This is a genomic window from Niallia sp. Sow4_A1, assembly GCF_052116745.1.
Taxonomy (GTDB): domain Bacteria; phylum Bacillota; class Bacilli; order Bacillales; family Cytobacillaceae; genus Niallia; species Niallia hominis.
The window spans coordinates 73,144-94,896 of sequence record NZ_JBQKKM010000015.1 but is presented as its reverse complement, the minus strand read 5'-3'; the positions used below and the strand labels follow the sequence as shown (position 1 = coordinate 94,896).

The 21,753-nt window shown below is 36.2% G+C and carries 27 protein-coding genes and 1 pseudogene; 23 read left to right on the top strand and 5 right to left on the bottom strand.

The window, feature by feature from the left end:
- The first annotated feature begins 49 nt into the window (after window positions 1-49).
- From ACTQ5K_RS10690 to ACTQ5K_RS10645, 10 genes and pseudogenes are all read left to right on the top strand, one after another.
- The gene (locus tag ACTQ5K_RS10690) at window positions 50-256 is read left to right on the top strand and encodes a DUF1657 domain-containing protein (protein WP_031537037.1); all 207 of its coding nucleotides are present in this window, start codon (window positions 50-52) and stop codon (window positions 254-256) included.
- 79 nt (window positions 257-335) lie between these two features.
- Entirely contained in the window at window positions 336-809 is a 474-nt protein-coding gene (locus tag ACTQ5K_RS10685) for a YhcN/YlaJ family sporulation lipoprotein (RefSeq protein ID WP_031537035.1), read from the top strand.
- 17 nt (window positions 810-826) lie between these two features.
- Window positions 827-1,306, top strand: coding sequence for a stage V sporulation protein AC (gene spoVAC / locus ACTQ5K_RS10680; protein ID WP_031537034.1), 480 nt, complete (start codon window positions 827-829; stop codon window positions 1,304-1,306).
- The gene (spoVAD, locus tag ACTQ5K_RS10675; RefSeq protein ID WP_031537033.1) at window positions 1,306-2,325 is read left to right on the top strand and encodes a stage V sporulation protein AD; all 1,020 of its coding nucleotides are present in this window, start codon (window positions 1,306-1,308) and stop codon (window positions 2,323-2,325) included. The genes spoVAC and spoVAD overlap by 1 nt, the downstream gene beginning before the upstream one ends.
- The gene (gene spoVAE, locus ACTQ5K_RS10670) at window positions 2,322-2,672 is read left to right on the top strand and encodes a stage V sporulation protein AE (RefSeq protein ID WP_031537032.1); all 351 of its coding nucleotides are present in this window, start codon (window positions 2,322-2,324) and stop codon (window positions 2,670-2,672) included. Before spoVAD ends, spoVAE begins: the two co-directional genes overlap by 4 nt.
- A 12-nt stretch (window positions 2,673-2,684) precedes the next feature.
- On the top strand, window positions 2,685-2,891 hold the full coding sequence (locus ACTQ5K_RS10665; RefSeq protein WP_031537031.1) for a DUF1657 domain-containing protein: 207 nt from the start codon (window positions 2,685-2,687) through the stop codon (window positions 2,889-2,891).
- A gap of 31 nt (window positions 2,892-2,922) precedes the next feature.
- Window positions 2,923-3,783 (top strand): DUF421 domain-containing protein, encoded by an 861-nt coding sequence (locus tag ACTQ5K_RS10660; RefSeq protein ID WP_031537030.1) that lies wholly within the window; start codon window positions 2,923-2,925, stop codon window positions 3,781-3,783.
- A 446-nt stretch (window positions 3,784-4,229) separates the two neighbouring features.
- On the top strand, window positions 4,230-5,543 hold the full coding sequence (locus tag ACTQ5K_RS10655) for an IS1380 family transposase (RefSeq protein WP_235252835.1): 1,314 nt from the start codon (window positions 4,230-4,232) through the stop codon (window positions 5,541-5,543).
- A gap of 174 nt (window positions 5,544-5,717) precedes the next feature.
- Window positions 5,718-6,381: pseudogene (locus ACTQ5K_RS10650) on the top strand (DUF421 domain-containing protein).
- Between the two features lie 601 nt (window positions 6,382-6,982).
- Window positions 6,983-7,156, top strand: coding sequence for a hypothetical protein (locus tag ACTQ5K_RS10645; RefSeq protein ID WP_155986741.1), 174 nt, complete (start codon window positions 6,983-6,985; stop codon window positions 7,154-7,156).
- Window positions 7,157-7,680: 524 nt separating this feature from the next.
- On the opposite strand, the gene ACTQ5K_RS10640 is transcribed toward ACTQ5K_RS10645, so the two are convergent.
- Window positions 7,681-8,070 (bottom strand): winged helix-turn-helix transcriptional regulator, encoded by a 390-nt coding sequence (locus ACTQ5K_RS10640; protein ID WP_031537027.1) that lies wholly within the window; start codon window positions 8,068-8,070, stop codon window positions 7,681-7,683.
- Between the two features lie 148 nt (window positions 8,071-8,218).
- On the opposite strand from ACTQ5K_RS10640, the gene ACTQ5K_RS10635 reads away from it, so the two are divergent.
- From ACTQ5K_RS10635 to ACTQ5K_RS10600, 8 genes are all read left to right on the top strand, one after another.
- Window positions 8,219-8,737, top strand: coding sequence for a DJ-1/PfpI family protein (locus ACTQ5K_RS10635; protein ID WP_031537026.1), 519 nt, complete (start codon window positions 8,219-8,221; stop codon window positions 8,735-8,737).
- A 378-nt stretch (window positions 8,738-9,115) separates the two neighbouring features.
- A complete protein-coding gene (locus tag ACTQ5K_RS10630; protein WP_264298268.1) occupies window positions 9,116-9,241 on the top strand; it encodes a hypothetical protein in 126 nt (41 codons plus the stop codon).
- A gap of 258 nt (window positions 9,242-9,499) precedes the next feature.
- Window positions 9,500-9,751 (top strand): ArsR/SmtB family transcription factor, encoded by a 252-nt coding sequence (locus ACTQ5K_RS10625; protein ID WP_371472758.1) that lies wholly within the window; start codon window positions 9,500-9,502, stop codon window positions 9,749-9,751.
- Between the two features lie 11 nt (window positions 9,752-9,762).
- Complete coding sequence (locus ACTQ5K_RS10620; RefSeq protein WP_031537024.1) at window positions 9,763-10,728, top strand: TIGR03571 family LLM class oxidoreductase; 966 nt, start codon at window positions 9,763-9,765, stop codon at window positions 10,726-10,728.
- 34 nt (window positions 10,729-10,762) lie between these two features.
- A complete protein-coding gene (locus ACTQ5K_RS10615) occupies window positions 10,763-11,785 on the top strand; it encodes an LLM class flavin-dependent oxidoreductase (protein ID WP_031537023.1) in 1,023 nt (340 codons plus the stop codon).
- Window positions 11,786-12,075: 290 nt separating this feature from the next.
- Complete coding sequence (locus ACTQ5K_RS10610; protein WP_031537022.1) at window positions 12,076-12,588, top strand: type 1 glutamine amidotransferase domain-containing protein; 513 nt, start codon at window positions 12,076-12,078, stop codon at window positions 12,586-12,588.
- Window positions 12,589-12,679: 91 nt separating this feature from the next.
- Window positions 12,680-13,396 (top strand): SDR family oxidoreductase, encoded by a 717-nt coding sequence (locus tag ACTQ5K_RS10605; protein WP_031537021.1) that lies wholly within the window; start codon window positions 12,680-12,682, stop codon window positions 13,394-13,396.
- Window positions 13,397-13,546: 150 nt separating this feature from the next.
- Window positions 13,547-14,446, top strand: a complete 900-nt coding sequence (locus tag ACTQ5K_RS10600; protein ID WP_031537019.1) for an aldo/keto reductase — start codon at window positions 13,547-13,549, stop codon at window positions 14,444-14,446.
- 94 nt (window positions 14,447-14,540) lie between these two features.
- Here the strand turns inward: ACTQ5K_RS10600 and ACTQ5K_RS10595 are convergent, their stop codons facing one another.
- Window positions 14,541-14,762, bottom strand: a complete 222-nt coding sequence (locus ACTQ5K_RS10595; RefSeq protein WP_031537018.1) for a hypothetical protein — start codon at window positions 14,760-14,762, stop codon at window positions 14,541-14,543.
- Between the two features lie 186 nt (window positions 14,763-14,948).
- Between ACTQ5K_RS10595 and spxA the strand changes: the two genes are divergently transcribed.
- The 5 genes from spxA to ACTQ5K_RS10570 all read left to right on the top strand — a co-directional run bounded on the left by spxA (window position 14,949) and on the right by ACTQ5K_RS10570 (window position 17,869).
- Entirely contained in the window at window positions 14,949-15,344 is a 396-nt protein-coding gene (gene spxA, locus ACTQ5K_RS10590) for a transcriptional regulator SpxA (RefSeq protein WP_031537017.1), read from the top strand.
- 27 nt (window positions 15,345-15,371) lie between these two features.
- Window positions 15,372-15,506, top strand: coding sequence for a BA3454 family stress response protein (locus tag ACTQ5K_RS10585; protein WP_031537016.1), 135 nt, complete (start codon window positions 15,372-15,374; stop codon window positions 15,504-15,506).
- 262 nt (window positions 15,507-15,768) lie between these two features.
- Window positions 15,769-16,197 (top strand): RrF2 family transcriptional regulator, encoded by a 429-nt coding sequence (locus tag ACTQ5K_RS10580; protein ID WP_031537015.1) that lies wholly within the window; start codon window positions 15,769-15,771, stop codon window positions 16,195-16,197.
- Between the two features lie 147 nt (window positions 16,198-16,344).
- Window positions 16,345-16,680 carry an IDEAL domain-containing protein gene (locus tag ACTQ5K_RS10575; protein ID WP_031537014.1) on the top strand — a complete coding sequence of 112 codons (336 nt, stop codon included), beginning with the start codon at window positions 16,345-16,347 and terminating at the stop codon, window positions 16,678-16,680.
- A gap of 919 nt (window positions 16,681-17,599) precedes the next feature.
- Window positions 17,600-17,869 carry a transposase gene (locus ACTQ5K_RS10570; protein WP_031537013.1) on the top strand — a complete coding sequence of 90 codons (270 nt, stop codon included), beginning with the start codon at window positions 17,600-17,602 and terminating at the stop codon, window positions 17,867-17,869.
- A gap of 81 nt (window positions 17,870-17,950) precedes the next feature.
- Here the strand turns inward: ACTQ5K_RS10570 and ACTQ5K_RS10565 are convergent, their stop codons facing one another.
- The 3 genes from ACTQ5K_RS10565 to ACTQ5K_RS10555 are packed head-to-tail and all read right to left on the bottom strand — an operon-like array spanning window position 17,951 to window position 21,654.
- Window positions 17,951-19,054, bottom strand: a complete 1,104-nt coding sequence (locus ACTQ5K_RS10565; protein WP_031537012.1) for a Ger(x)C family spore germination protein — start codon at window positions 19,052-19,054, stop codon at window positions 17,951-17,953.
- A complete protein-coding gene (locus ACTQ5K_RS10560; RefSeq protein WP_081836610.1) occupies window positions 19,041-20,174 on the bottom strand; it encodes a GerAB/ArcD/ProY family transporter in 1,134 nt (377 codons plus the stop codon). The genes ACTQ5K_RS10565 and ACTQ5K_RS10560 overlap by 14 nt, the downstream gene beginning before the upstream one ends.
- Before the next feature lie 4 nt (window positions 20,175-20,178).
- Window positions 20,179-21,654 carry a spore germination protein gene (locus ACTQ5K_RS10555; RefSeq protein WP_031537010.1) on the bottom strand — a complete coding sequence of 492 codons (1,476 nt, stop codon included), beginning with the start codon at window positions 21,652-21,654 and terminating at the stop codon, window positions 20,179-20,181.
- Between the last annotated feature and the right edge of the window lie 99 nt (window positions 21,655-21,753).

Sequence of the window (21,753 nt, the reverse complement as noted above, 5' to 3'; positions counted from 1 at the left end):
TCTGATTCGGGTAATCTAAAAAGGTCAAAAAATTCAAGGAGGATTCATCATGACAGTAATAAATGATGTTAAGACAGCTCTAGCAGGATTAAAAAGTGCACAAGCAAGTTTCGAAACATTTGCTCTTGGTACAGATAATCAACAGGCAAAGCAACTTTACCAAGATGCTGCTAAACAAACCCAATCTGTTATTAACAGCCTTGAACCACGCGTTCAACAAATTGAACAAGAAGAACCTCAATACAAACAACAATAATGAGTAAGATAAAAAAGGTTGGCCTCCCAACCAACCTTTTTTAATTCCTTTAAATAATGGGAAAAACGGAGATGGTTTCATGAAAGACAAAATAACCAAAATAAAAATTTTTCTTTCCATTTTAGCCGTGATCGGGTTTGGAACAGGATGTAACGATAACCAAAATCAGTTAGATGAGGATAACAATCATTTAGGTATTTCACAAGTACATACGAGTAAACCCATCGGTCAATCTGTTGCCAATAGGGCTAAAGAAAAGATTATTACCAAAGAAGAAATTTCAGATGTAAAGGCTGTGAATACAGATAAAGAGCTTTTTGTAGCAATAAAGGTAGAAAATTTCAATCGTTTTCGATTAAAAAGTATCGAGAAGACAGTAAAGTCAGACTTAGAAAAAATGTATCCGAATCATAAAGTCGTCGTTTCGACGGATAAAAAAATGTTCTGGGAACTCGAAAAAATAGAACAAAGACTGCAAAAAAACAATATGAATAAGAAAAGCTTGAAAAAAGATTTGCAAAAACTTGAAAGTATTCTAAAGGAACAGACGTAAAGAGGAAGGATCGAGCTATGTCAAATAATCAAAAGAAACAATTAACTCCTGTCCAACAGGAGTACCAGGAATTACAAAAACAACGTGAAATAAAAAGACCGGTTGTAACAAATTGTATAAAAGCCTTTCTAACAGGTGGTCTCATCTGTCTTATTGGTCAGCTTATTCAAGACTTTTACATCTATTATTTTGATTTTACAGAGCAAACGGTCGGAAATCCGACGGTAGGTACTTTGATTTTTATTACGATGCTTCTTACCGGTTTTGGAGTATATGATCGAATGGCCCAATTTGGGGGAGCAGGGACAGCTGTACCCGTAACTGGTTTTGGTAATGCGGTCATATCACCTGCCATTGAACATCGAACCGAAGGATTTGTACTGGGCGTAGGCGGCAATATGTTTAAACTAGCCGGTTCTGTCATTTTATTTGGTGTGTTTTCTGCTTTTATCATTGCCTTAATTAAAACAATTTTAATCAGATGGGGTGGTTTATAATGCTTGCAGGTCATCGTACATGGGTTTTCGAACAAAAGCCTGTGATTATTTCCACTGGAACAGTAGGTGGACCATTTGAAGCAGATGGAGCTATATCGGAAGATTTTGATCTTCTTCATGCCGATTTATGGCTCGGACAGGATTCCTATGAAAAAGCACATAAAGTTTTTTTTGAAGAAGCTTGTCAAAAGGCAATGGAAAAAGGAGAAATACAAAAGGAACAGGTTCAGTTTCTTCTCGCAGGGGACTTGATCAATCAGATTACTCCCACAAGTTTCGCTAGTCGAACCATTGGAGCTCCTTATTTTGGTTTATTTGGTGCTTGTTCTACCTCTATGGAAGGATTGGCTCTAGGTGCTTATATTATTAATACAAAGGGGGCTAAATATATATTAACAGGGGCTTCGAGTCATAACACAGCTGTTGAAAAACAGTTTCGTTATCCGACAGAATATGGAGGACAAAAACCACCTACTGCACAATGGACGGTTACTGGTGCTGGTGCGGCCCTTTTAAGTGATTCTGGGGATGGACCGAGTGTCACTTCTGCTACGATAGGCCGTGTGATTGATATGGGACTGACCGATCCATTTAATATGGGGGGGGCTATGGCACCAGCTGCTGTTGATACGATTGAAGCGCATTTAACGGAAAGAAAGATTGATCCCTCTTATTATGATTTAATCGTCACTGGGGATCTTGGAAAGATAGGGCGTGAAGTTTCCCTTGATTTATTTAAAAAGCATGGAACTTCCATTAGTGAAGGACAATTCCAAGATTGTGGACTTATGATTTATCGGAAAGGACAACCAGTCCTCGCAGGGGCAAGTGGGGCGGGGTGTTCAGCAACAGTAGTCTATGGTCATTTATTAAATCGCATGAAAAAAGGCGAATTTAAAAGAATGTTAGTAGTGGCCACTGGTGCTTTATTATCACCTCTTTCTTTCCAGCAAAATGATACGATTCCTTGTATCGCTCATGCGGTATCGATTGAATACGGAGGTGAACAATCATTATGACCTACTTTTGGGCTTTTACCGTAGGTGGTTTGATTTGTGTCATTGGGCAAATTATGTTTGATGTGTTTAAACTAACTCCGGGACATACGTTAAGTACCCTTGTAGTAGTGGGGGCCATTTTAGATGGGTTTGGATTATATGAACCCTTGATTGACTTTGCTGGTGCAGGAGCTACCGTACCTATTACAAGCTTTGGGAATTCCCTTGTACATGGGGCCATGCAAGAGGCAGAACAACATGGGTTAGTTGGTGTGCTCACAGGAATGTTTGAAGTGACCAGTTCAGGAATTTCAGCAGCCATTATTTTCGGCATGATAGGGGCTTTAATTTTTAAACCAAAAGGATAAGGAGAATCTAGGATGACAGTAGGATCAGATGTCAAACAATGTTTTGTCAGTTTAAAAGGAGTAGAAGCAAGTCTTTCAAGTTTAGCATTACAGACTCTAGATGATGATTCGAAACGTTCATTACATGAAACCATGATGGTTGTACATGAAGTAGTCACGGATTTAAAAAAACGAGTTGGAGAATTAGAACAAGAGGAATTTCAGTACAAAGGTTTTTAAGAGATATAATTTTTATAGGGGGTGTTAAGTGGTGCCTGAATGGTTAGATATTGCCGTAAGGTCAATATTCTTTGTTGTTGTTTTATTTTTTATTACAAAATGGTTAGGGAAAAAGCAAATCTCTGAATTATCTTTCTTTGAATATGCAACTGGTATTTCCATTGGAAGTATAGGTGCTGAAGTTGCTATGGGACTGGAACGGAACATTTTTCATGGAATCATTGGAATTGTCATTTTTGCAGCAATACCCTTTTTATCTGGTTTGCTTTCCTTAAAAAGTAAAAAGTTCCGTGATTTTGTAGAAGGAACAGGAACTGTCTTTATAAAAGATGGGAAAATCATGGAAGATAATTTAAAAAAGGAAAGATACACGACAGATGAATTATTAGAATTACTTCGTAAGAAGGATGTTTATCAGGTGTCTGATGTAGAATTCGCTGTATTAGAGGCAACAGGGGATTTATCCGTCATGTTAAAGAAAGAAAACCAACCATTAACAGCAAAGGATCTAAACTTGACGGTTGCTTCAATTAAAGAGCCTCAGACTGTCATTATGGATGGTGTGATCATGGATGAACCACTTGCGACTATTGGACGAAGCCGTGCTTGGTTACACACTGAATTAGAAAAACTTGGTGTAACGGTAGAAAATGTTTTTCTTGGACAAGTTAATTCCTATGGAGAGTTAACAGTTGACCTGTTTGACGATCAATTACAAGTCGCATCTCCTCAAGAAAGACCTTCAATTCTTTCGACCATGAAAAAATGCCAAGCAGACTTAGAGTTGTTTGCTCTTGGAACCGAATCAAAAGAAGCTAAGCAAATGTATAGTAAAAATAGTGAAAAACTACAAGAAGCTATTGATAAAGTGATGCCTATTTTAAAAGGATAATGGTTTATTTCGCTATATTGGATGATCTTAAGACACATAACAAAAAAGTAGTACCATTTTTTGCATAATAACATTAAGTCGAATCTTGAAAATAAAATCTTTGGAAAAATATCTTTTTTTAAATTGATTAGAGGGTGCTTAAAATATTAAAACATTACTGGTTAACTTTCTCTGTTAATTTTTGCAGTATTGTCAAAGAGATGAACATCCTTAGTCTGACTTCAGACTAAGGTGATTTTTCCTAAGAGGTGTTAGAAGTGTCTATTTTTTTAGTTAAATTAATTTATATATACCTGAATTATTCATAAAAACTTATTGACAAGCTATTGAATGCTTATTTATCACGTAGCACAGCTGAATTGTCATTCATCAAATAAATGAAAAAAGAATCCATTTCTGTTAGAGTTTAAGTAACCACACAAAAACACACAGAAAGGATTCTTTATATGGCTACTTTATCGCAATTAACTCTTGATTTCAATCGCAAAATTAAATTGTCAAATGATGGAGGCTCTCTTTCCTCCGATACAGGTGAATTTCTTTTTAGAGAGTTTGATGAAAAAATTGGATTTTCAAAGACTTTGGAAATCCATTTAAAACTGGATGATCCAAGAGCTTATTACTTTCATTCTAATGAAAACTTGTTACGCCAAAAGATCTATCAAATCATTGCTGGGTATTTTGAAGACGATGCTGCTGACCAATTAACAAGTGATCCTGTTTTTACACAAGTTATTGATACACCCGCACTTGCTTCTCAACCGAGTCTATCTCGTTTTTACACTCGATTTAATCAAGAATCGATTAATCACTTAAATCAAGCGAATCAAGAATTATGTGATAAGATTCATGCTCATAGAAAAGCGCAAGGTATATTCATTGATTTAGATTCTACCCATTCTGATACGTATGGTGACCAAGAATCTTCATCTTACAATGCCCATTATGGAACGATGGGATTTCATCCTTTAGTTGCTTTTGATGGTGCTACAGGCGACTTTTTGAAAGCAAAACTTCGCCCCGGAAATGTCTATACTTCCAATGGTGTGCTCGATTTTATTCAGCCTTTGATTGAACATTATAACGAAACATTCCCAGAAACAAGTTTATTCCTACGTGGGGACAGTGGATTTGCCGTGCCTGCCTTGTACGAATTATGTGAAGTAGAATCGGTTTATTACATTATTCGTTTAAAATCTAATGCACAATTACTGAGTCTAGCGGAAGAGTACCATCCTGCTTCTGTACTTGAAGATATTTCAAAAACAGAGCGCTATTTTGAAGAAACCATTTACCAAGCAAAATCTTGGTCGAAACCTAGAAAGGTAGTGATTCAATCCGTTCGACCTGCAGGTGAATTGTTCTTTACCCATTCCTTTTTTGTCACCAATTTTGAAATAGCTTCTCCTAAAGATATCGTCCGAGCTTACCAAAAAAGAGGGACGATGGAGAATTACATTAAAGAAGCCAAAAATGGTTTTGGTTTTGATAGAATGAATAGCCATTCTTTCCTTGTTAACGAGGTTAAGATGTTGTTGACTCTTCTCGCTTATAACTTAACTAATTGGTTACGAACTCTTTGCTTTCCAGAAGGAACAAGGACGATGCAAATTGATACCATACGTACTCGAATCATCAAAGTAGCCAGTAAACTAGTGAAATCAGGCAGATCCCTTTATTTTAAGTTATCATCAAGCTTTGTCTATCAGAAATTCTTTTGGAACGTATTGGGTCAAATACAAAAACTTCAAATGGAGTAAGCTCAAACATTAAGGTTGGTCTAACTGAAAAAATCGTTTTTTTTCGGTCAAGGGTGAAGTCTGCCCAAAATTGACCCATTGAGAAAGTAAATTCAAGTATTAGTTTTGAACAGTTCATTTTTATAAAAAGTTTCATAAAAATTTAGTTTTTTATCCTTGAATTTAGCTGATTTTATGAGCTATGAATATTTCAGGATATATATTGTTTTTATTGTATCCATAAAAATTTTAGGGAATCAGCCCTAGCACAACTTACCCCTCACGAATTTGGAGCGATTCTATTTTTATCTTATTTAGCATTGGGGTCCATTAAAGTAAATGGAGTAACAGAGGGGATTATTGGAATCATTGTTATAACGGGCGTCACTTAGTTATATCAAAATTAAGTTTATTAAATTGGTTAAACCCTTTTATTATAGGAAAACCGACTATTTTAGTTAAACATGGAAAAATTGTATATAAAAATTTAAGGAAAAATAGATATCCTTTATCTGAGCTGTTGTCAGGTTTAAGAACAGCAAGATATCCAGATATTCAAGATATTGAATATGCGATTTTGGAAGCAACAGGTGAAATCAGCATTTTACCAAGGAAAGAATTAGTTCCTGTTACTCCAAAGGATTTACATATGAAAGTAGAATACCATGGATTCCCAATAGCTGTTGTAATTGAAGGGAAAGTTCAGAAGCGTAATTTAAAATTAATCAACAAGAATGAAGAGTGGCTTAAGCAAGAACTAAAGGCAAAGGGATATCATCAAATTAAAGATATATTTTACGCTTCTGTTAGAGATACCGACCATTCACTAAACATTAACACATTTGATATTAGCGACTAATCTTAAAACGATTTCCCCTCCCTATATTAATCCTAGATAAACGGTTTTAGGTAAATATGGTTTTCTTAGTACAGTACCTTATCAAACTATCAAGTTCTAAGTATTTTTGAAGAAAGATGAGAAACCAAATGCATCATTATAACTTTTTCCATACTATGGGGATATAAAGAGTGAAACTTTGAGTGTGGTTGTTGTTTAATAATTAATTTTCTTTCCCGAAAAAACAGTCAAATGCCTAAAAGGCTAATGCTATAATAGAGTTTTCCATTAATCTAATAAAAATCAATTCACCAACAAATTGATCCGAAATAATTAATTAAAAAGCCGATTTTTCCTTGACATAAAAGGAGAATCGGCTTTTTACTAGTTATCCCTATTACTCATCTTTATTATCCCTATCGAAGAGGGGCAGATCTCAACAAGAAAAATTGCTAATTTTAAAGTTGGGCATGTATTCGATATATCCCAAACGAATGCACCATTAGAAGATTTACCAAAAATATTCCCTAATAAACAGTTTAATTTCCAAATTGAAGAAGGCAGAAATGTCGAGCATTTAAGGAAAGGGATAGAAGCTGTTTCTAAAGAATTAAATATCGATATGAGAGATATGCGACAATCGGAATTAGGTGTAACAGAATTAGGAGCATCTAAAGGTGCCTTTGTTCAAGGTAAAGATGGTAAAGGTAAAGAGATTGTTATGAATAGTCGTAACACAGAAACACAAGCATTAGCAACGTCTATTCATGAGTTGGCCCATATAGTACCATTATGACCAAGTGCAATCTACGTTAAGCGATGGGAGCCGTTTCGTTCATTATGACTATAGAGATAAGTTTAATATCAACCTCGGTGAACCGTATCATAAGTAAAAGAGGTTTTTGAGGGCATATAAGATTCTAAACATTGAAAAACAGTTAATTTATCTAATCAAGTTTTTAAATTGACTAGCACTTTGAAAGGATGTTGACACGCTAGTAAAGCAAAAAGGCTGCCTAAAAAACAAAAATTTCTTTTAGCCAGCCTTTTGGATTATGCAGTTTTGGAAATGAGTTCGTTAATTTTTAATAAGACCCTTGATTCATCATTAGCGGAATGGAAGCCTTTTGATATATTCTTTTATGTATAATTTATTTTAAATAAAAGAAAACACAATCCCTGTTCAGTTGAACCAATCCACAGCATAAATGATCCAAATACTCCGCAATTAAGCATAAAAAGCACCTTCCTTACAGTTAAGTGAAGGTGCTTCTTTTCTAATAGATTTTGTAAAGCAACATTGTAAATGTAAGCTTATGCTTAATTGTTTAATTCCGAAATATCCATTTCTTTTATGATTTCTGCTATCCGATTTTTTCCCCATTCATACATCATTTCAACGATAGGAAGTAAAGTCATCCCCAATTCAGTCATGGAATATTCCACTTTCGGTGGAACTTCTGGATAAACCTCGCGATGAACTATTCCATCTTCCATCAGTTCTCTTAATTGATTCGTTAATATTTTATGAGATATTTTTGGAAAAAGCCTTTGGAGATCACTGAATCGATGTGGTCCTTCTACCCCTAAATGCCATAAAATAACGATTTTCCATTTACCACTTATAATTGATAAGGTAAGTTCTTTTTCACAATTATAATCACCATTTATGATCTTTTCTTTAACTTCATCTCTAAATGTATCTGGCATAAATTCTTACCTCCTTATTTGTATCAATTGTAACCTGTTGGTAACCTCCTTACAAAAAAGTGCAGTCTTCACAGTGAAGAAACCCAGCAGTAGAATGAAATAGTCGTCTTACCGGCGAATTATTTTTATTAATGAGGAGGAACTACTAATGAGTAAAAAAGCACTTTTAATTATACCACCAGAACGTTTCAATGAAGACGAATTATTTCAACCAAAAGCGGAATTGGAAAGCAACGGAATTGAAGTGACAATTGCAAGTACAAAAACAGGTGAAATCATAGGGGATTATGAAGGTAAAGCAATTGCTGAGGTCATTTTCTCAGACGTTTCTGCGACTGACTATGATGTTGTATCTGTTATTGGTGGATCTGGTACGAACGATCATTTATGGGAAAATAAAGAATTACAAGACTACTTGAAACAAGCGTATACTAATAAAGTTCTTGTAACAGGGATTTGTGCAGGTGCGGTTACTGTAGCTAAAACGGGTTTACTTACTGGAAGAGAAGCAACTTGCTATCCAGTAGATATACAAAAAGACCAATTAAAAGCGAATAAAGTAACATATGTTGAAAAACATGTTGTTGCTCATGATGATATTATCACTGGTGATGGTCCAGATGGCGCTAAAGAATTTGGAGAAGCTTTAGTAAAAGCATTAAGCTAATTCTACAGTCTCTTCGCTGAATTTTCATATAATCAAAAGCCTACGGAATTAATTCCGTAGGCTTTTGGCTATCCAAATGTAAGAAAAATACACCAAATATTAACTCTGATTCAATATGAACCGTGTTACGATATTTATATAGTTTTACTAGGTCGTCTTTTAGTTGAATATCAATCAAATTCAATCGAAAATCAAACCTCAACTTTTTCGTCATACTAAAAAAGTTAAGAGTAAACAGTAAAAGCTTACATAATTGAAGCTGATAAGAGATTTAAAAGGGTATATTTTTTACACGATGCTGGGAGGGACATAAACCCCACTGCCACCTTAAAACTTTATAAAAGAAAGACAAACTACTCATTATTAAGGAGGATTAAAATGGAACATATTGTAATTAATGCTGTATTAAAACCAAAAGAAGGCCTGCAGGGGCAACTATTATCAGAACTCAAAAAGGTACAAGCGGTATCAAGGGAAGAGAGTTTTTTTAGTGGTCTTTATTAAGAAGGGAGCATTTCGCCGTATCTCCTTCGAAACAAATCTTTTGATTTGGACAGACCAAATGGCTAATATATTAATATCGCGAATTACCGATTTGGCGTGATGCTTTCAGATCATCTATCCAGCGTCCATTGGGATAGTGATAATCGATATAGAAAGAGGCAAATGACATTGAAGCAGAAATTGGAACGCTTAAATGATGAACAAGCCGTTGAAATTTTTAAAGCATTGTCGAACCAGACGAGGGTGAGCATTCTTCAAATGTTAAAAGATCCCGACAGTCATTTTTCACCGCAAGCCCATATTATTGCTGATGAAGGATTTGAAGGTGGGGTTTGCGTAGGGGATATCCGAAGCAAGGCCGGGATTTCGCAATCCACTACTTCACAGTATTTATCGATTCTGCTGCAAAGCGGACTGGTTGAAATGAAGCGAATCGGACAATGGACGTATTATCGCCGTAATGAGGAAACGATTAAAAAGTTAGAAAAATACATTGGTACAAAAATTTAAGGAGAATTGAAGTGAGTTTATTACAGCATCGAGCATATAACAGGTTGTACCAAAAGGATAAAATGACGCTTGGTTTCACGATTCCGACGGCAAGGATGTCCAAATATCCGATTATGGAAAATCAGTTGTCGCTTGCCCGCAAAATTGAAGACCATGGTTTCGCGGCATTGTGGCTTCGGGACGTTACGATTCAGAATTTGAATATTGATGATAACGGTCAATTGTATGATGTATGGATTTATTTGACCTATCTTGCGGCCCATACCAAGGAAATTGCACTTGGGACGGCGAGTGTGGTCCTCCCGCTGCGCCACCCTGTCCGAGTGGCAAAGGAAGCATCATCTATTGACCGGTTGTTTCCCGAACGGCTGATCATGGGAGTGGCTTCAGGAGACCGGGATAAAGATTTCACAGCTTTGGGAATATCCAAGCTCGAAAGCGGAGGGCTGTTTAAAAAGAATTATGCATTCCTTGAACGGCTATTAAAGGAGCACAATCCCACTATCAACAGCGATTTAGGCATCATCGATGGAACGGATATGAGAATGATCCCCAAACCTTTTTCTTCGATTCCGACCATGGTGACAGGATTCAGCAATCAATCGATTGAATGGATCGCCCAGAACGGGGACGGCTGGATCCAGTACCCGAGGATTATCCCGCAACAAACTCAATTGATTAACGAGTATCGCGAGTTGTCGGAAATTTACGCCCCAGGAGTGTTTAAACCTTTCACTCAGACTTTATTTATCGATTTATCGGAAAATCCCGATTTGTCTCCTGTTCCGATTCCGTTAGGATTTCGTGTAGGGCGCAAACAGTTATTAGAAATTCTATATCAATTTCAATCCATTGGTGTCAATCACCTGGCATTTGTATTGTATTTTTCAAAGCGCCCTCCAGAGGAAGTCATCCAGGAGCTTGGAGAGTTTGTGTTGCCTTACTTTTCGACTCATGAAATTCCAGTATTAGATTAGTTTTAAAAATTAGATAAGGGAAGAAGATGAACTTATGTCTAAACATGCAAATAAACTAAACGAAATTCCTTTCTCGGTGCTTGATCTTTCACCGATAACAGCCGGAAGTACTCCTGCTGACTCTTTCCGCAATACATTGGAACTCGCACAGCATGCTGAAAAACTTGACTACAAACGTTTTTGGCTCGCTGAACATCACAATATGCCGTTTATCGCCAGTTCCGCCACTTCTGTGGTGATGTCCCATGTGGCAGCCGGTACATCAAAAATCCGGGTTGGTTCAGGAGGAATCATGCTGCCGAATCACGCTCCGCTCGTCATCGCTGAACAGTTTGGCACTCTTGAATCCTTATATCCTGGGCGAATTGACCTTGGTCTGGGGCGTGCACCTGGTACAGATCAGTTGACCGCTCGTGCATTGAGACGCGACTTGAGAAGTACCGGAGATGACTTTCCTGAGCAATTAGCGGAACTCCGCGGTTACTTTGATCCATCCCTGGCCCAAGGGAACCCTATAAAAGCGATTCCGGGTGAAGGTTTGAATATTCCAATCTGGCTGCTGGGTTCAAGCGGCTTCAGTGCGCAGCTGGCCGGAGAACTGGGTTTGCCATTCGCGTTTGCCGCCCATTTCTCGCCACTTAACACTCTGGGTGCTCTACAGATCTATCGCAAGGCGTTTAAGCCTTCGAATGTTCTCGATAAGCCGTATGCGATGGTGGCATTGAATATCATTACAGCAGAAACGGATAAAGAGGCAAAGCGCCTTTTCACAACCCTGCAGCAGCAATTTTTGAATCTGATGAGTGGCAACCTTACACAGCTTCAACCACCGGTAGATGACATTTCCGAATTGGCCAGCAGCTACCAATTAAAGTCTCTCGAGCAGCAATTAGGCTCATCGATTGTTGGCAGCCAGCAGACGGTAAAGGACAAGCTATATACATTTTTGGAGGAGAGCCAGGCAGATGAAATAATGGTCATTGCACAAGTTTACGACCACAAAGCTCGCCTGCATTCATACGAGCTTCTGTCAGAAATTACAAAAAGTGAAAGGTAATAAGGAGGACATCAGCAAGGAAAGTATTGATGTTTTACTTGATAAAAGGGAACCGTTTTTAGATGTGGTTTGGATCAAGTATTTCTATGTGTCACAAGCAGGATTTGACATCACGAATTCTTCCAAAGGGCATCACCATCCTTAAACACGTGACAGAGCGATACTAAATGTTTTTATACCATCATATATCTAGCAGTAACATATACTAAAAACAGTAGATTATTTGTATTTATTGTGTTAAATGAGAATAATACCAACGATGCTTTACAATTATAAGGGGGCTTATCATAATGAGCAAAAAAATCGCTACACTAATAACAGACTTATTTGAAGATGTAGAATTCACAGAACCAGCACGAGCATTTAAAGATGCTGGTCATCAAGTGATCACAATCGACATACAGGCTGGAAAAGATATTACTGGTAAAAAAGGTGAAGCAGTAAAAATTGATAAAGGAATTGGGGAAGTTAATCCTCAAGACTTTGATGCTTTATTCATCCCTGGCGGCTTCTCTCCCGATTTATTACGTGAAGACGACCGTTTTGGTGAATTCGCAAAAGCATTTATACAAGAAGGTAAACCTGTTTTTGCCATTTGCCATGGCCCACAAGTATTAATTGATACAGACCTATTAAAAGGCGTCGACATAACAGGTTTCAAATCAATAAGGAACGATCTCAAAAATGCAGGTGCTAACTACAAAGATGAAGAAGTTGTGGTAAGCAATAATATTGTAACAAGCCGTTTTCCGGATGACATTCCTGCCTTTAATCGTGAATCCTTAAAATTATTAGCTGAATAATAGCGTAAGTACTCAATAGTATCGTTTTAGAAATTAATATTTCACAATGAATTTCAATAAAAAAAGGTTTTAATAAGAAAGGGGTTTTACTATGTCATTAAATGGTAAACGAGTAGTTGTTTTAGGGGGTACTTCTGGTATTGGTTTAGCAACTGCCAAAGCGTTTCTCGATCAATCAGCTCAAGTGATCATTGCCAGCCGTTCTGTTTCCAAATTAAATGAAGCAAAACAAGTTCTTGGTGGCAATGTAGAAGCAATTGAAATCGATTTTCGAAGCGAAGAAAAAGTAGCAGAATTTTTCAGTAAGGTTGGAAAATTTGACCACCTTGTGGTAACAGCAGGTGAAGGCGCAATGGGGCACTTTAGCGAACTGCCTGTGGCAAGTGCAAAAGAGGCGTTTGATAGTAAATTCTGGGGGCAATATATCACTGTCCGTTTTGCACTTCCATATTTAAGCAATGAGAGCTCAATCACCTTAACCTCTGGTGTATATGGAGTTCGTCCTCCTCAAGGCGCTACTACGTTAGCGGCAATCAATTCAGCCATTGAAGGATTGGTTCGAGGACTTTCTATAGACCTAGCGCCTATTAGGGTAAACGTGGTTTCACCTGGAATTGTAGATACTCCAATCTATGCTGGAATGTCAGATGATCAGAGGCAAGCACTGTTCAACGGCATTGCACAACAGCTCCCTGTTGGACGGATTGCAAAGCCGGAAGACATAGCTGAAACCTATGTATACCTTGCTAAAAATGGTTTTACTACTGGGACGACTGTTCTTATTGATGGCGGGGCTCACTTGGTATAAGTGAGATTATAATGTTATTTTTGTGGCTATACTACAACATGTATAGCCACATTTAATTTTTTAATAATGATCCGATTTTCCAATAAACGGTAATGATTGAAGAATTGCAGTTCAAGAAAAACAAGGTGAGATATGAAAGGCATGATGAAAATGAGTTTACCTGACAATGAAAAAATATTGAGAATTAAGCATTCACTTGAAAAACGTGTAGTAACTTTACCTGATGGAACCTTTCTTCCAAGCATTGGTCAAGGAACATGGTACATGGGTGAAAATCCTGAATCGAGAAACAAAGAAATCAAAGCTTTGCAACTTGGAATTGAACTAGGCATGAAGCTAATCGATACGGCTGAAATGTACGGAAATGGCGATTCCGAACGTTTAGTTGGTGAGGCAATCAAGGGGCGTAGAGATAAAGTTTTTTTAGTATCGAAAGTATATCCTCATCATTCCGGGTTAGATTTGATTGAAAGTGCATGTGAAAATAGTCTAAAACGACTAGGAACAGATCATCTTGATTTGTATCTTTTACACTGGAGAGGTCGTGTTCCATTGGCAGAAACGATTGAAGGAATGGAGAGACTGCGCAAGGATGGTAAAATTGTAAGATGGGGAGTTTCTAATTTTGATACGGATGATATGTTAGAGTTGTGGGATACCGCTAACGGAAAAAATTGTGTGACAAATCAAGTGTTATATCATCTAGGTTCTAGAGGAATTGATTATGATCTCCTACCATGGCATCATGAACATAACATGCCAATTATGGCCTATAGTCCCCTGGCCCAGGGAGGGAGCTTAAGAAGACAATTACTAAGCGATCCAACCATCATTGAGATTGCAGAAAGATACAATGTGCAGCCATTACAAATTGCTCTTGCATGGACCATTCGTTCGAACAACGTAATTGCTATCCCAAAAGCTGTTAAGGAAGAACATGTTTTAGCCAATGCTCAAGCTGCTACTATTCAATTGACCATAGAAGATCTGAACAGACTTGACGAGGTATTTCCAAAACCAACAAGAAAAATACCTTTGGATATTATATAAAATGAATGGGAACAAAGGATCGATCGAGACTTATTAAAGCTTCAGCGACTCCTTTTTTTCCTATTTCAACCGGCCAAGCGACTTTTGTATCCAATCATGGAAGGATTTCCTCAAACGTATTGGAAAAAGTTTTGAAATCTTTTAATACGGTTTTCCCTTTTTCCGTGAAGAGAGGATAGATCACCATTCCTTCGATTTTGTCTCCTTTCTTATCATAAGGTAGTGTATCAATGATTTGAATTTTATCGATAATTCGGTCAGCACCATACCCTGATAATAGAACAAGAATGAACAAAACAACGAGGGTCTTTTCCATCTATTTCATTATTATCCAACATTTCATTCAAGAGGCTAGTTTAAGTACAGTAATTTTAAAAATTACAAACTCTAATGCGTTCTGATTTTAATCCATAAATTTACAGTTGACTTTACAAACTGTAATAATTAAAATTACAGTATAGCCAGTAGATGAGCTGAATAATATGAAGGAGTGTGTATAAGTATGGTTAATTTGTATACGACACCAAGTTGTACTTCTTGCCGAAAAGCAAAAGCTTGGTTTGAAGAACATCAAATTGAGTATATTGAAAGAAACATATTATCCAATCCCCTTACAGTCGATGAGATTAAATCAATTCTTCGATTGACTGAAGATGGGACTAATGACATTGTTTCAACTAAATCAAAAACATTTCAGGAATTAAATGTAAGTATTGAATCTCTTCCACTTAATGAATTTTATAAATTAATAATCAACTACCCTCAAATGTTGCGCCGGCCAATTATCCAAGACGAAAAAAGATTACAGGTTGGATATAACGAGGAAGAAATCCGCAGTTTTTTGCCTCGTAGACTTCGCACATTTTCGAACGTCGAATGGCAAAAAGTGGCCAATTAATATTATTTCGGAAGGAGGAAGAAAGTGATGATTGAAGTATTCGTTACAGTTAATTATAAAGATAAAAATTATCAAACCAATGTCATTGTAAATAAAGAAATGGCATGGGAAAAAATTAAACAGTTAGCAGAAGAACAAGTTAAAAAACAATGGGGTTATTAAACTTAATTATACAAAAATTTCTAAACAAACAAATATGTTTACGCACCTTTAAGGAAGTGAAGGTGATTCGTAAAGATTTACAGGATGCTTGGAATTCCTTATTCATGGTTAAGAGTTAATACAACATTTCTAATTAGATACTTGACAAGATAAACTGTAATATATATTGTTACACTATGTTGATTGATTTTAAAAAAAGATGCAGAAGCTATATGTAAAGCAAAAAGGTAATTAGCTGTGTTGATTTATAAGGAGGCAGGACATGAATAGTGATTTTACACTTGCCATTCATAGTTTAACTTATCTTGCGTTGCAGCCGGACCGTATGTCAACAAGTGATGGTATCTCAGAGAGTGCTGGTGTCCACCCAGTACGCATTCGTAAAGTGCTGAGCTTGTTAAAAAAACATGGATTTATAAAATCAAAAGAAGGAACCGGCGGCGGATTTATTTTTACTCTAGAGCTTAGTGAAGTTAATCTTTGGGAAATATATATGATAACCTCTGAAGGTGCTTTACAGCCTAAGTGTACTGATTCAAATGAAAAGTGTATTGTGGGAGCAAATATGAAAAGTGTATTATTTACAATTTTCTTAGGTGCGGAAGAACATTTGGGTGAATATTTAAAGAACTATACAATTAAAGAAGTTGTCGATCTTATAAATCAAGAACAAAATAGCGGCTGTGACTGACGGCCGTAGACTTCTTTTTATTAAATTGTAATAAAAAACATTACAGATTTATCTAGGTGATATATCCCCGATGACTGTAGCTTAAAAAAAGGTTCTATCTTGATTACATTCATAAAATACAAAAATAACTTAAGAAGGTGAAAAAGGATGTTGACGAATGGTAATTCCGTTTTGAAAACAGGTGATTGGATTAAGGGAAAATCAGAGGATGGGGAATTAATAATTGGTTATATTGAATCACAGAGTATTCTGGATGGAGTTGTTAAAGTAACGGTTGCTACGAGTGACAATCGTGAAACGCTTGGCAAAACAATTCCGATTTTAAGTAAAAATGTTAGGAAACTGCCACTTTCTAAGGTGGTAAACAAGGAAGAAATTCTATTTCTAATAGACTTGGCATTATCAACGGGGGATGAAGCATGGTTTATTGAGCTTTCTTCCAAGTTAAACTCAATCAATCAGCTTGTTGATGGAGTACATTAAAACTTATACAAATTATATATAGATTTTTTAAATTAAATTACAACGTGTTTGGAAATATTCATTTTTCGTGAAAATCGTGATTCATCACTAACGGAGCCAGTAATGGTTTTCCGTTGTACATATGAGATATGTATAAGGTATATATAGTTTTAATATCATGGTTATATTCGGTTAGGACAATAACAACAAGAATTATTGTAAAATATTTATAAAGTTTATAGATAACATATGCAATTAATACATATATGTTATCACGTCTGTTGATTAACTAATTTTTATCACTAAAAACTAATAAAAAAGAGAGATTCCATGTAAAATGTAAGTTACCACACAAACCTTTACAAGGAGGAATCTCTAGGCTTGCGAATACCACGATTTTCACACTACTTCAAAACTTTATTTCACAAAAAGAAATCGACGGGATTCTAGCTGTTCAGTTTGAAGATACGGCTCGTAAATGTGATGTATCAACACTTTTAAACTACTTGGTGGGTGCCGCTACATTTGAATGGAAAAGTATGCACCACGCTGCGGATGTTGCACCAGCACAAGGCTTGAAATCAGTGGATTATTCGACACTTTCAAAACGTTTAGGTGAACTGAATTATCTCATCGTGAAACGCATTTTTGAACGGATTGTCAGCCGTTTAATTAAAGTTTTTACACAAGCGCATCCAGGTAAAATCAGATGTAGAAGCCTTGTCATTTGCAGGTTTTACACGCCTGTTTCTTTGGCATGCACTTCCATTAAAATGGCGAATATACGTCGAAGAAATTCTGTCGTCAGCTCGGATGATGTATCAAAAAAGTGTTACGTGATTTTGGCTAATCAACACGTGTGACATTTAAGTATAGAAGAAAAGCGAAAACTCACGTATCGTAATTGTTGCTTAGACAAACCACGATAGGAGTTTTCGCCTTGTATAACCAGTTTATCAAATTGATTTTACCGTTACCATCTTTTTTTACAATTTCTTTGCCAACCGACGATGAACCAAACGGATTTCCATCTGCCATTCATGTGTTGGATCGCTTTCATCTCGTCCAATTTTTCACGGATGCCCAACAAAGATGTAGACGGTATTTAGGTGAAGTAAAGAAACACCATAAATCACGTTTTATTGACCGCTGCTTAGCACAAAAACCTGCAGAATTAACAGCGGAAGAACGTGGGTGGGTTTGTGGCTGAATGGCACAAGGAAGATTTGCATACGAAGCATATTTATCAAGCATTAAATCACATACGTTATGAGTTATTCGATAAGAAAAATTAAAAGTTTTGCCTTTTTGAATTTGCATCCGTCAAAGGATCGATATTAATATTGTATTGTATTTTAATGTCCATCTTCTCAAACAATTCAATCCATTTTTTTTCTTCCATTGGTTTTGAGAATGGTCTTTTTGTTTGTATGCCAATCTGTAATGGATCCACTTTCAATTCTTGCATCTTTTTAAACAGTTCATGTGTTTGTTTTTCAAGATGGGTTTCGATATCTTTTTTCATATTTTCTAATTCCTTTGGGTCAAATAATTGTTTCTCTCCCCGGTATTCCTCAATTCTAGTGTCCATATTCACGGTATAGGTCATTGTAGAATAGCTGCTATCGAAATCTACTATTACTTTAGATCTAACATGACCCAGTACAATTTCAAATTTTTGAATCGGTAAAACAACTAAGTAGTGATCGTTGTTTATCAGCTGGAAGATACGATCATCTAAAGATGAAATAGTTTCAACTAGCTTGTCATCTTTAAACAAGGCTGTACCTTCATAGTTGACCCCATCCTCTTCTATTTTGAATACAGGCAAAAAAGGATCTGAATAAGGAGTATAGAGCAAATTTTTAAATTGATGAAGATTAACGACAGTTAATTCTCCTTGGTTTTTTTCCTCATAATGCTTCAGCATACGGTAAAACGAGTAATCAAAGTTTTCATCTTTGTCCAATTGACTTTCCAAGTATTCATCAAAATTTCCTTTTACGATTACTAAATAGATTCTCGGAGAAATATCCGGATCAGTCAATAATACATTTATAATGGACATAATGCCGTCTCTTCCAAGTTCATCACTAATTACCAGCATCCGCATTTGTCCAGATTTCATTTCCTGGTAGAAGTTGAGGTTGTACTTCTGTACTCCCTCCTTTAATAAGCTGACTTCTTGCGACATAACAAACTTCTTTTCTTTACTTAGAGGAGGCAAAATTGTACTGACTTTTAATTTCCCTGTATCCCCCTTACTAATTGCCAAAAAGGTAACGGGAGAAATTTCTTCAATAAGGTTATTTTCGGTAAAAGGGGCACAGCCAGATAAACAAATAGTCATAAAAAGAAGTATTAATCTATTACATATCTTTTTATGTAGACGCACTTTTTTTAACTCCCCTTTTTTTCATTGCTAAAACAATAACAAGTGGAACAAGAAAATAGCTTATGCTTCCAGCTATAATTTGAAGATTAAGTAAAAAATTCTGCTTCTCCCAAGGCTTCCAAAATAATTCATTCACAAGAATCATTCCGATAAAAATAAGGAATACACTGAATAACAAACCTTTTCCACTGGTTGGCTTGCTCAATTTACCAAAAGCTATTCTAGATGCTCCATAAAACAATAGTAGAAATAGAGAAACTGCAAAAACTAGGTTAAATAATTCAAAGGAAAGCATGATCATATCAATTCGTTCAAACACTGGGTTTTGAAAATAACGGGACATATTAATAATTGGATATTGAGTTTTACTTAAATAATTGGAACCGAAAAAAAATAGGGATGCTATAAATAGGAATACATACTCTACAACGGTGAGAGCGTTTCCGTAAGACAAATAGCGAAAGGTTTTATTGTTTGTTTTAAGCCATGGTCCCAAAAATACCAGAAATTCCGGACCAGAATAGGAAGACAAAATTAAAAAAACGGCTTTCCAATTTTCTACTTTCCACTCCATTGGAATAAGTGGATACAAATCACTGAGTTGAGCTATTGGAGGGAAGACGAAAAAAACGAAAAATGTGAACATCCAAAATGTACAGAAAAAAGAAATCAACACAAAACGAATGGTATGTTCAACGCCCCTACCTGCGACATAAAAACATAACAACAAAATAAAAAAGACAAGAAAATTTGTATCTGTTGATGGAAGTATAAATGTTTGAACAATTTCGATGAATCCTAACGTTATGACGGAAAGTTTAAGTAGAATAAAGAACAACCCGATGAAAGAGAGAAAACGTACCAATTTTTTCCCAAACAATTGGACAAATCCATTATATCCATTGCTAGATAAACGGGTTAAAAGCCACTTCGATAAAAGAAGAAGGTTTAGTTGGGATAATATCCCGACAGCTATAAGCACCCAAATCATATATGGATTGATCAAGATATTTGGCATAATCAGAAAGAAGTATAGCATTTGGAGGCGATTTACCAACAACATGGCATAGAACCCATTATAGGTTTCATTCTTTTTAAATAATTGGTGGGTTTCCATCATCAAGTCATCTCCTAGTTTTATCTCTCTTCTGTTTTAGAGGTTTAAGATGCTCTGGACGCTCCAACATTTTGACTAATGGCCCTCGAATGAATAAGTCAATCCAATCCTTACCGAAAAAAGGGGAAACTGGTGAAAAATAGGGTTGCTTGATTGAAGACAAGCTATTAAGATGAGCCAAAATAGCAATGCTTCCTAGTGCAATCCCAATTATCCCAAGTAAAGAAGAAAAAACAAGAAGCATCAATTGAATTAATGAATTTGCTTTTGTCATAAGGTAGTTGGGAATAAGAAAGGAAGCTATCGTCGAGATCCCAACCATGACAATTAATACTTTGGTAGCGAATCCAGCCTCAACAGCTGCTTGACCAATCACAATACCACCAATAACCCCAAGTGTTTGACCAGTTTTTGTAGGCATTCTTAAACTTGCTTCTTTTATGATTTCAATAAAAATTAACATGATAAATGCTTCCCAAAAAGGAGTAAAAGGAAGCATGCTCCTTGATTCGACCAAGACCAGAAGTGTTTGCATAGGAATCATTTGATAGTGATGAGTTGTCAATGCCACATAGAAAGGAATCAATGTGATTGACAGAACAAAACTGGCATATCGGATGATGCGCAAAAAACTGGCAACTACCCATCGATTAATATAGTCCTCGGGTGATTGGAACAAATGGAAAAAAGTAATGGGTGCAACAAGAGCAAATGGTGTATTGTCTACCAGAAGGGTGATCTTTCCTAATCCCAGAGAATAAGCAACTACATCAGGCCGGTCAGTTTGCTGAAACTGAGGAAAAATACTGTTTTGATGTTCCTCCATGAATGCCGCAACTTGAGAGGAGTCAAAGAAGAGATCAAAATTAATTTCAGAAATCTTCTCTTTGACTGTTGAAACAAAATCTGGATTAGTCAGCCCCTCTATGTACATTAAAACAACACTTGTCTCACTCATAGAACCGACAGTAAACTTCTCTGCTTTCAGTTCATGTATGGGGAGTCGTCTTCGAATAAGCGTAATATTTTGTTCTACTTGTTCACTAAAGCTGTCCTTTGCTCCGAACAGAATGGTTTCTGTTTCGGAAGTTTCAATGGCACGTCCAATAGGATTTTTTAATGGCACAGCTAACCAAAGGTTTTGCGAAGAATCAAATAACAAAATGGAACCTGAAAACAACTGTTTTTTTGCCTCTATAAAATTAGGAATGTGAATAATGGAGGAATTCGTAATACAATCTTGAATAGACGGTTTGGAACATTTAGTTAAAGGTTTTATAATGCTTTCATTTAATTTTTCTTGGTCAATGAGAGTTCGTATGTAAACAAGATGAATTTTTCGAATAACGGAAATGTCAATTTCCACAAATTCTGCATCATCCATTTGAACGAGGCTTTTTTTCAGAGCTTCTATCGATAATTCTGATTCAGCTATTGATTGAGCAACAAACTTACTTTCAATTTGTTTTTTTTTCCAAAACATGTACATCCCACCCCTCTTATTGAGAAAAAACATTTCTAGTCGTACTTAAAAATTTCATATTCATACACATTGTTACCAATTTAATTTTAAAATATACAA

Coding starts and splice junctions, on each gene's coding strand:
- ACTQ5K_RS10690 (WP_031537037.1), top strand. CDS start 50: ATGACAGTAATAAATGATGTTAAGACAGCTCTAGCAGGATTAAAAAGT.
- ACTQ5K_RS10685 (WP_031537035.1), top strand. CDS start 336: ATGAAAGACAAAATAACCAAAATAAAAATTTTTCTTTCCATTTTAGCC.
- spoVAC (WP_031537034.1), top strand. CDS start 827: ATGTCAAATAATCAAAAGAAACAATTAACTCCTGTCCAACAGGAGTAC.
- spoVAD (WP_031537033.1), top strand. CDS start 1,306: ATGCTTGCAGGTCATCGTACATGGGTTTTCGAACAAAAGCCTGTGATT.
- spoVAE (WP_031537032.1), top strand. CDS start 2,322: ATGACCTACTTTTGGGCTTTTACCGTAGGTGGTTTGATTTGTGTCATT.
- ACTQ5K_RS10665 (WP_031537031.1), top strand. CDS start 2,685: ATGACAGTAGGATCAGATGTCAAACAATGTTTTGTCAGTTTAAAAGGA.
- ACTQ5K_RS10655 (WP_235252835.1), top strand. CDS start 4,230: ATGGCTACTTTATCGCAATTAACTCTTGATTTCAATCGCAAAATTAAA.
- ACTQ5K_RS10645 (WP_155986741.1), top strand. CDS start 6,983: ATGAGAGATATGCGACAATCGGAATTAGGTGTAACAGAATTAGGAGCA.
- ACTQ5K_RS10640 (WP_031537027.1), bottom strand. CDS start 8,070: ATGCCAGATACATTTAGAGATGAAGTTAAAGAAAAGATCATAAATGGT.
- ACTQ5K_RS10635 (WP_031537026.1), top strand. CDS start 8,219: ATGAGTAAAAAAGCACTTTTAATTATACCACCAGAACGTTTCAATGAA.
- ACTQ5K_RS10630 (WP_264298268.1), top strand. CDS start 9,116: ATGGAACATATTGTAATTAATGCTGTATTAAAACCAAAAGAAGGCCTG.
- ACTQ5K_RS10625 (WP_371472758.1), top strand. CDS start 9,500: ATGTTAAAAGATCCCGACAGTCATTTTTCACCGCAAGCCCATATTATT.
- ACTQ5K_RS10615 (WP_031537023.1), top strand. CDS start 10,763: ATGTCTAAACATGCAAATAAACTAAACGAAATTCCTTTCTCGGTGCTT.
- ACTQ5K_RS10610 (WP_031537022.1), top strand. CDS start 12,076: ATGAGCAAAAAAATCGCTACACTAATAACAGACTTATTTGAAGATGTA.
- ACTQ5K_RS10605 (WP_031537021.1), top strand. CDS start 12,680: ATGTCATTAAATGGTAAACGAGTAGTTGTTTTAGGGGGTACTTCTGGT.
- ACTQ5K_RS10600 (WP_031537019.1), top strand. CDS start 13,547: ATGAGTTTACCTGACAATGAAAAAATATTGAGAATTAAGCATTCACTT.
- ACTQ5K_RS10595 (WP_031537018.1), bottom strand. CDS start 14,762: ATGGAAAAGACCCTCGTTGTTTTGTTCATTCTTGTTCTATTATCAGGG.
- spxA (WP_031537017.1), top strand. CDS start 14,949: ATGGTTAATTTGTATACGACACCAAGTTGTACTTCTTGCCGAAAAGCA.
- ACTQ5K_RS10585 (WP_031537016.1), top strand. CDS start 15,372: ATGATTGAAGTATTCGTTACAGTTAATTATAAAGATAAAAATTATCAA.
- ACTQ5K_RS10580 (WP_031537015.1), top strand. CDS start 15,769: ATGAATAGTGATTTTACACTTGCCATTCATAGTTTAACTTATCTTGCG.
- ACTQ5K_RS10575 (WP_031537014.1), top strand. CDS start 16,345: ATGTTGACGAATGGTAATTCCGTTTTGAAAACAGGTGATTGGATTAAG.
- ACTQ5K_RS10560 (WP_081836610.1), bottom strand. CDS start 20,174: ATGATGGAAACCCACCAATTATTTAAAAAGAATGAAACCTATAATGGG.
- ACTQ5K_RS10555 (WP_031537010.1), bottom strand. CDS start 21,654: ATGTTTTGGAAAAAAAAACAAATTGAAAGTAAGTTTGTTGCTCAATCA.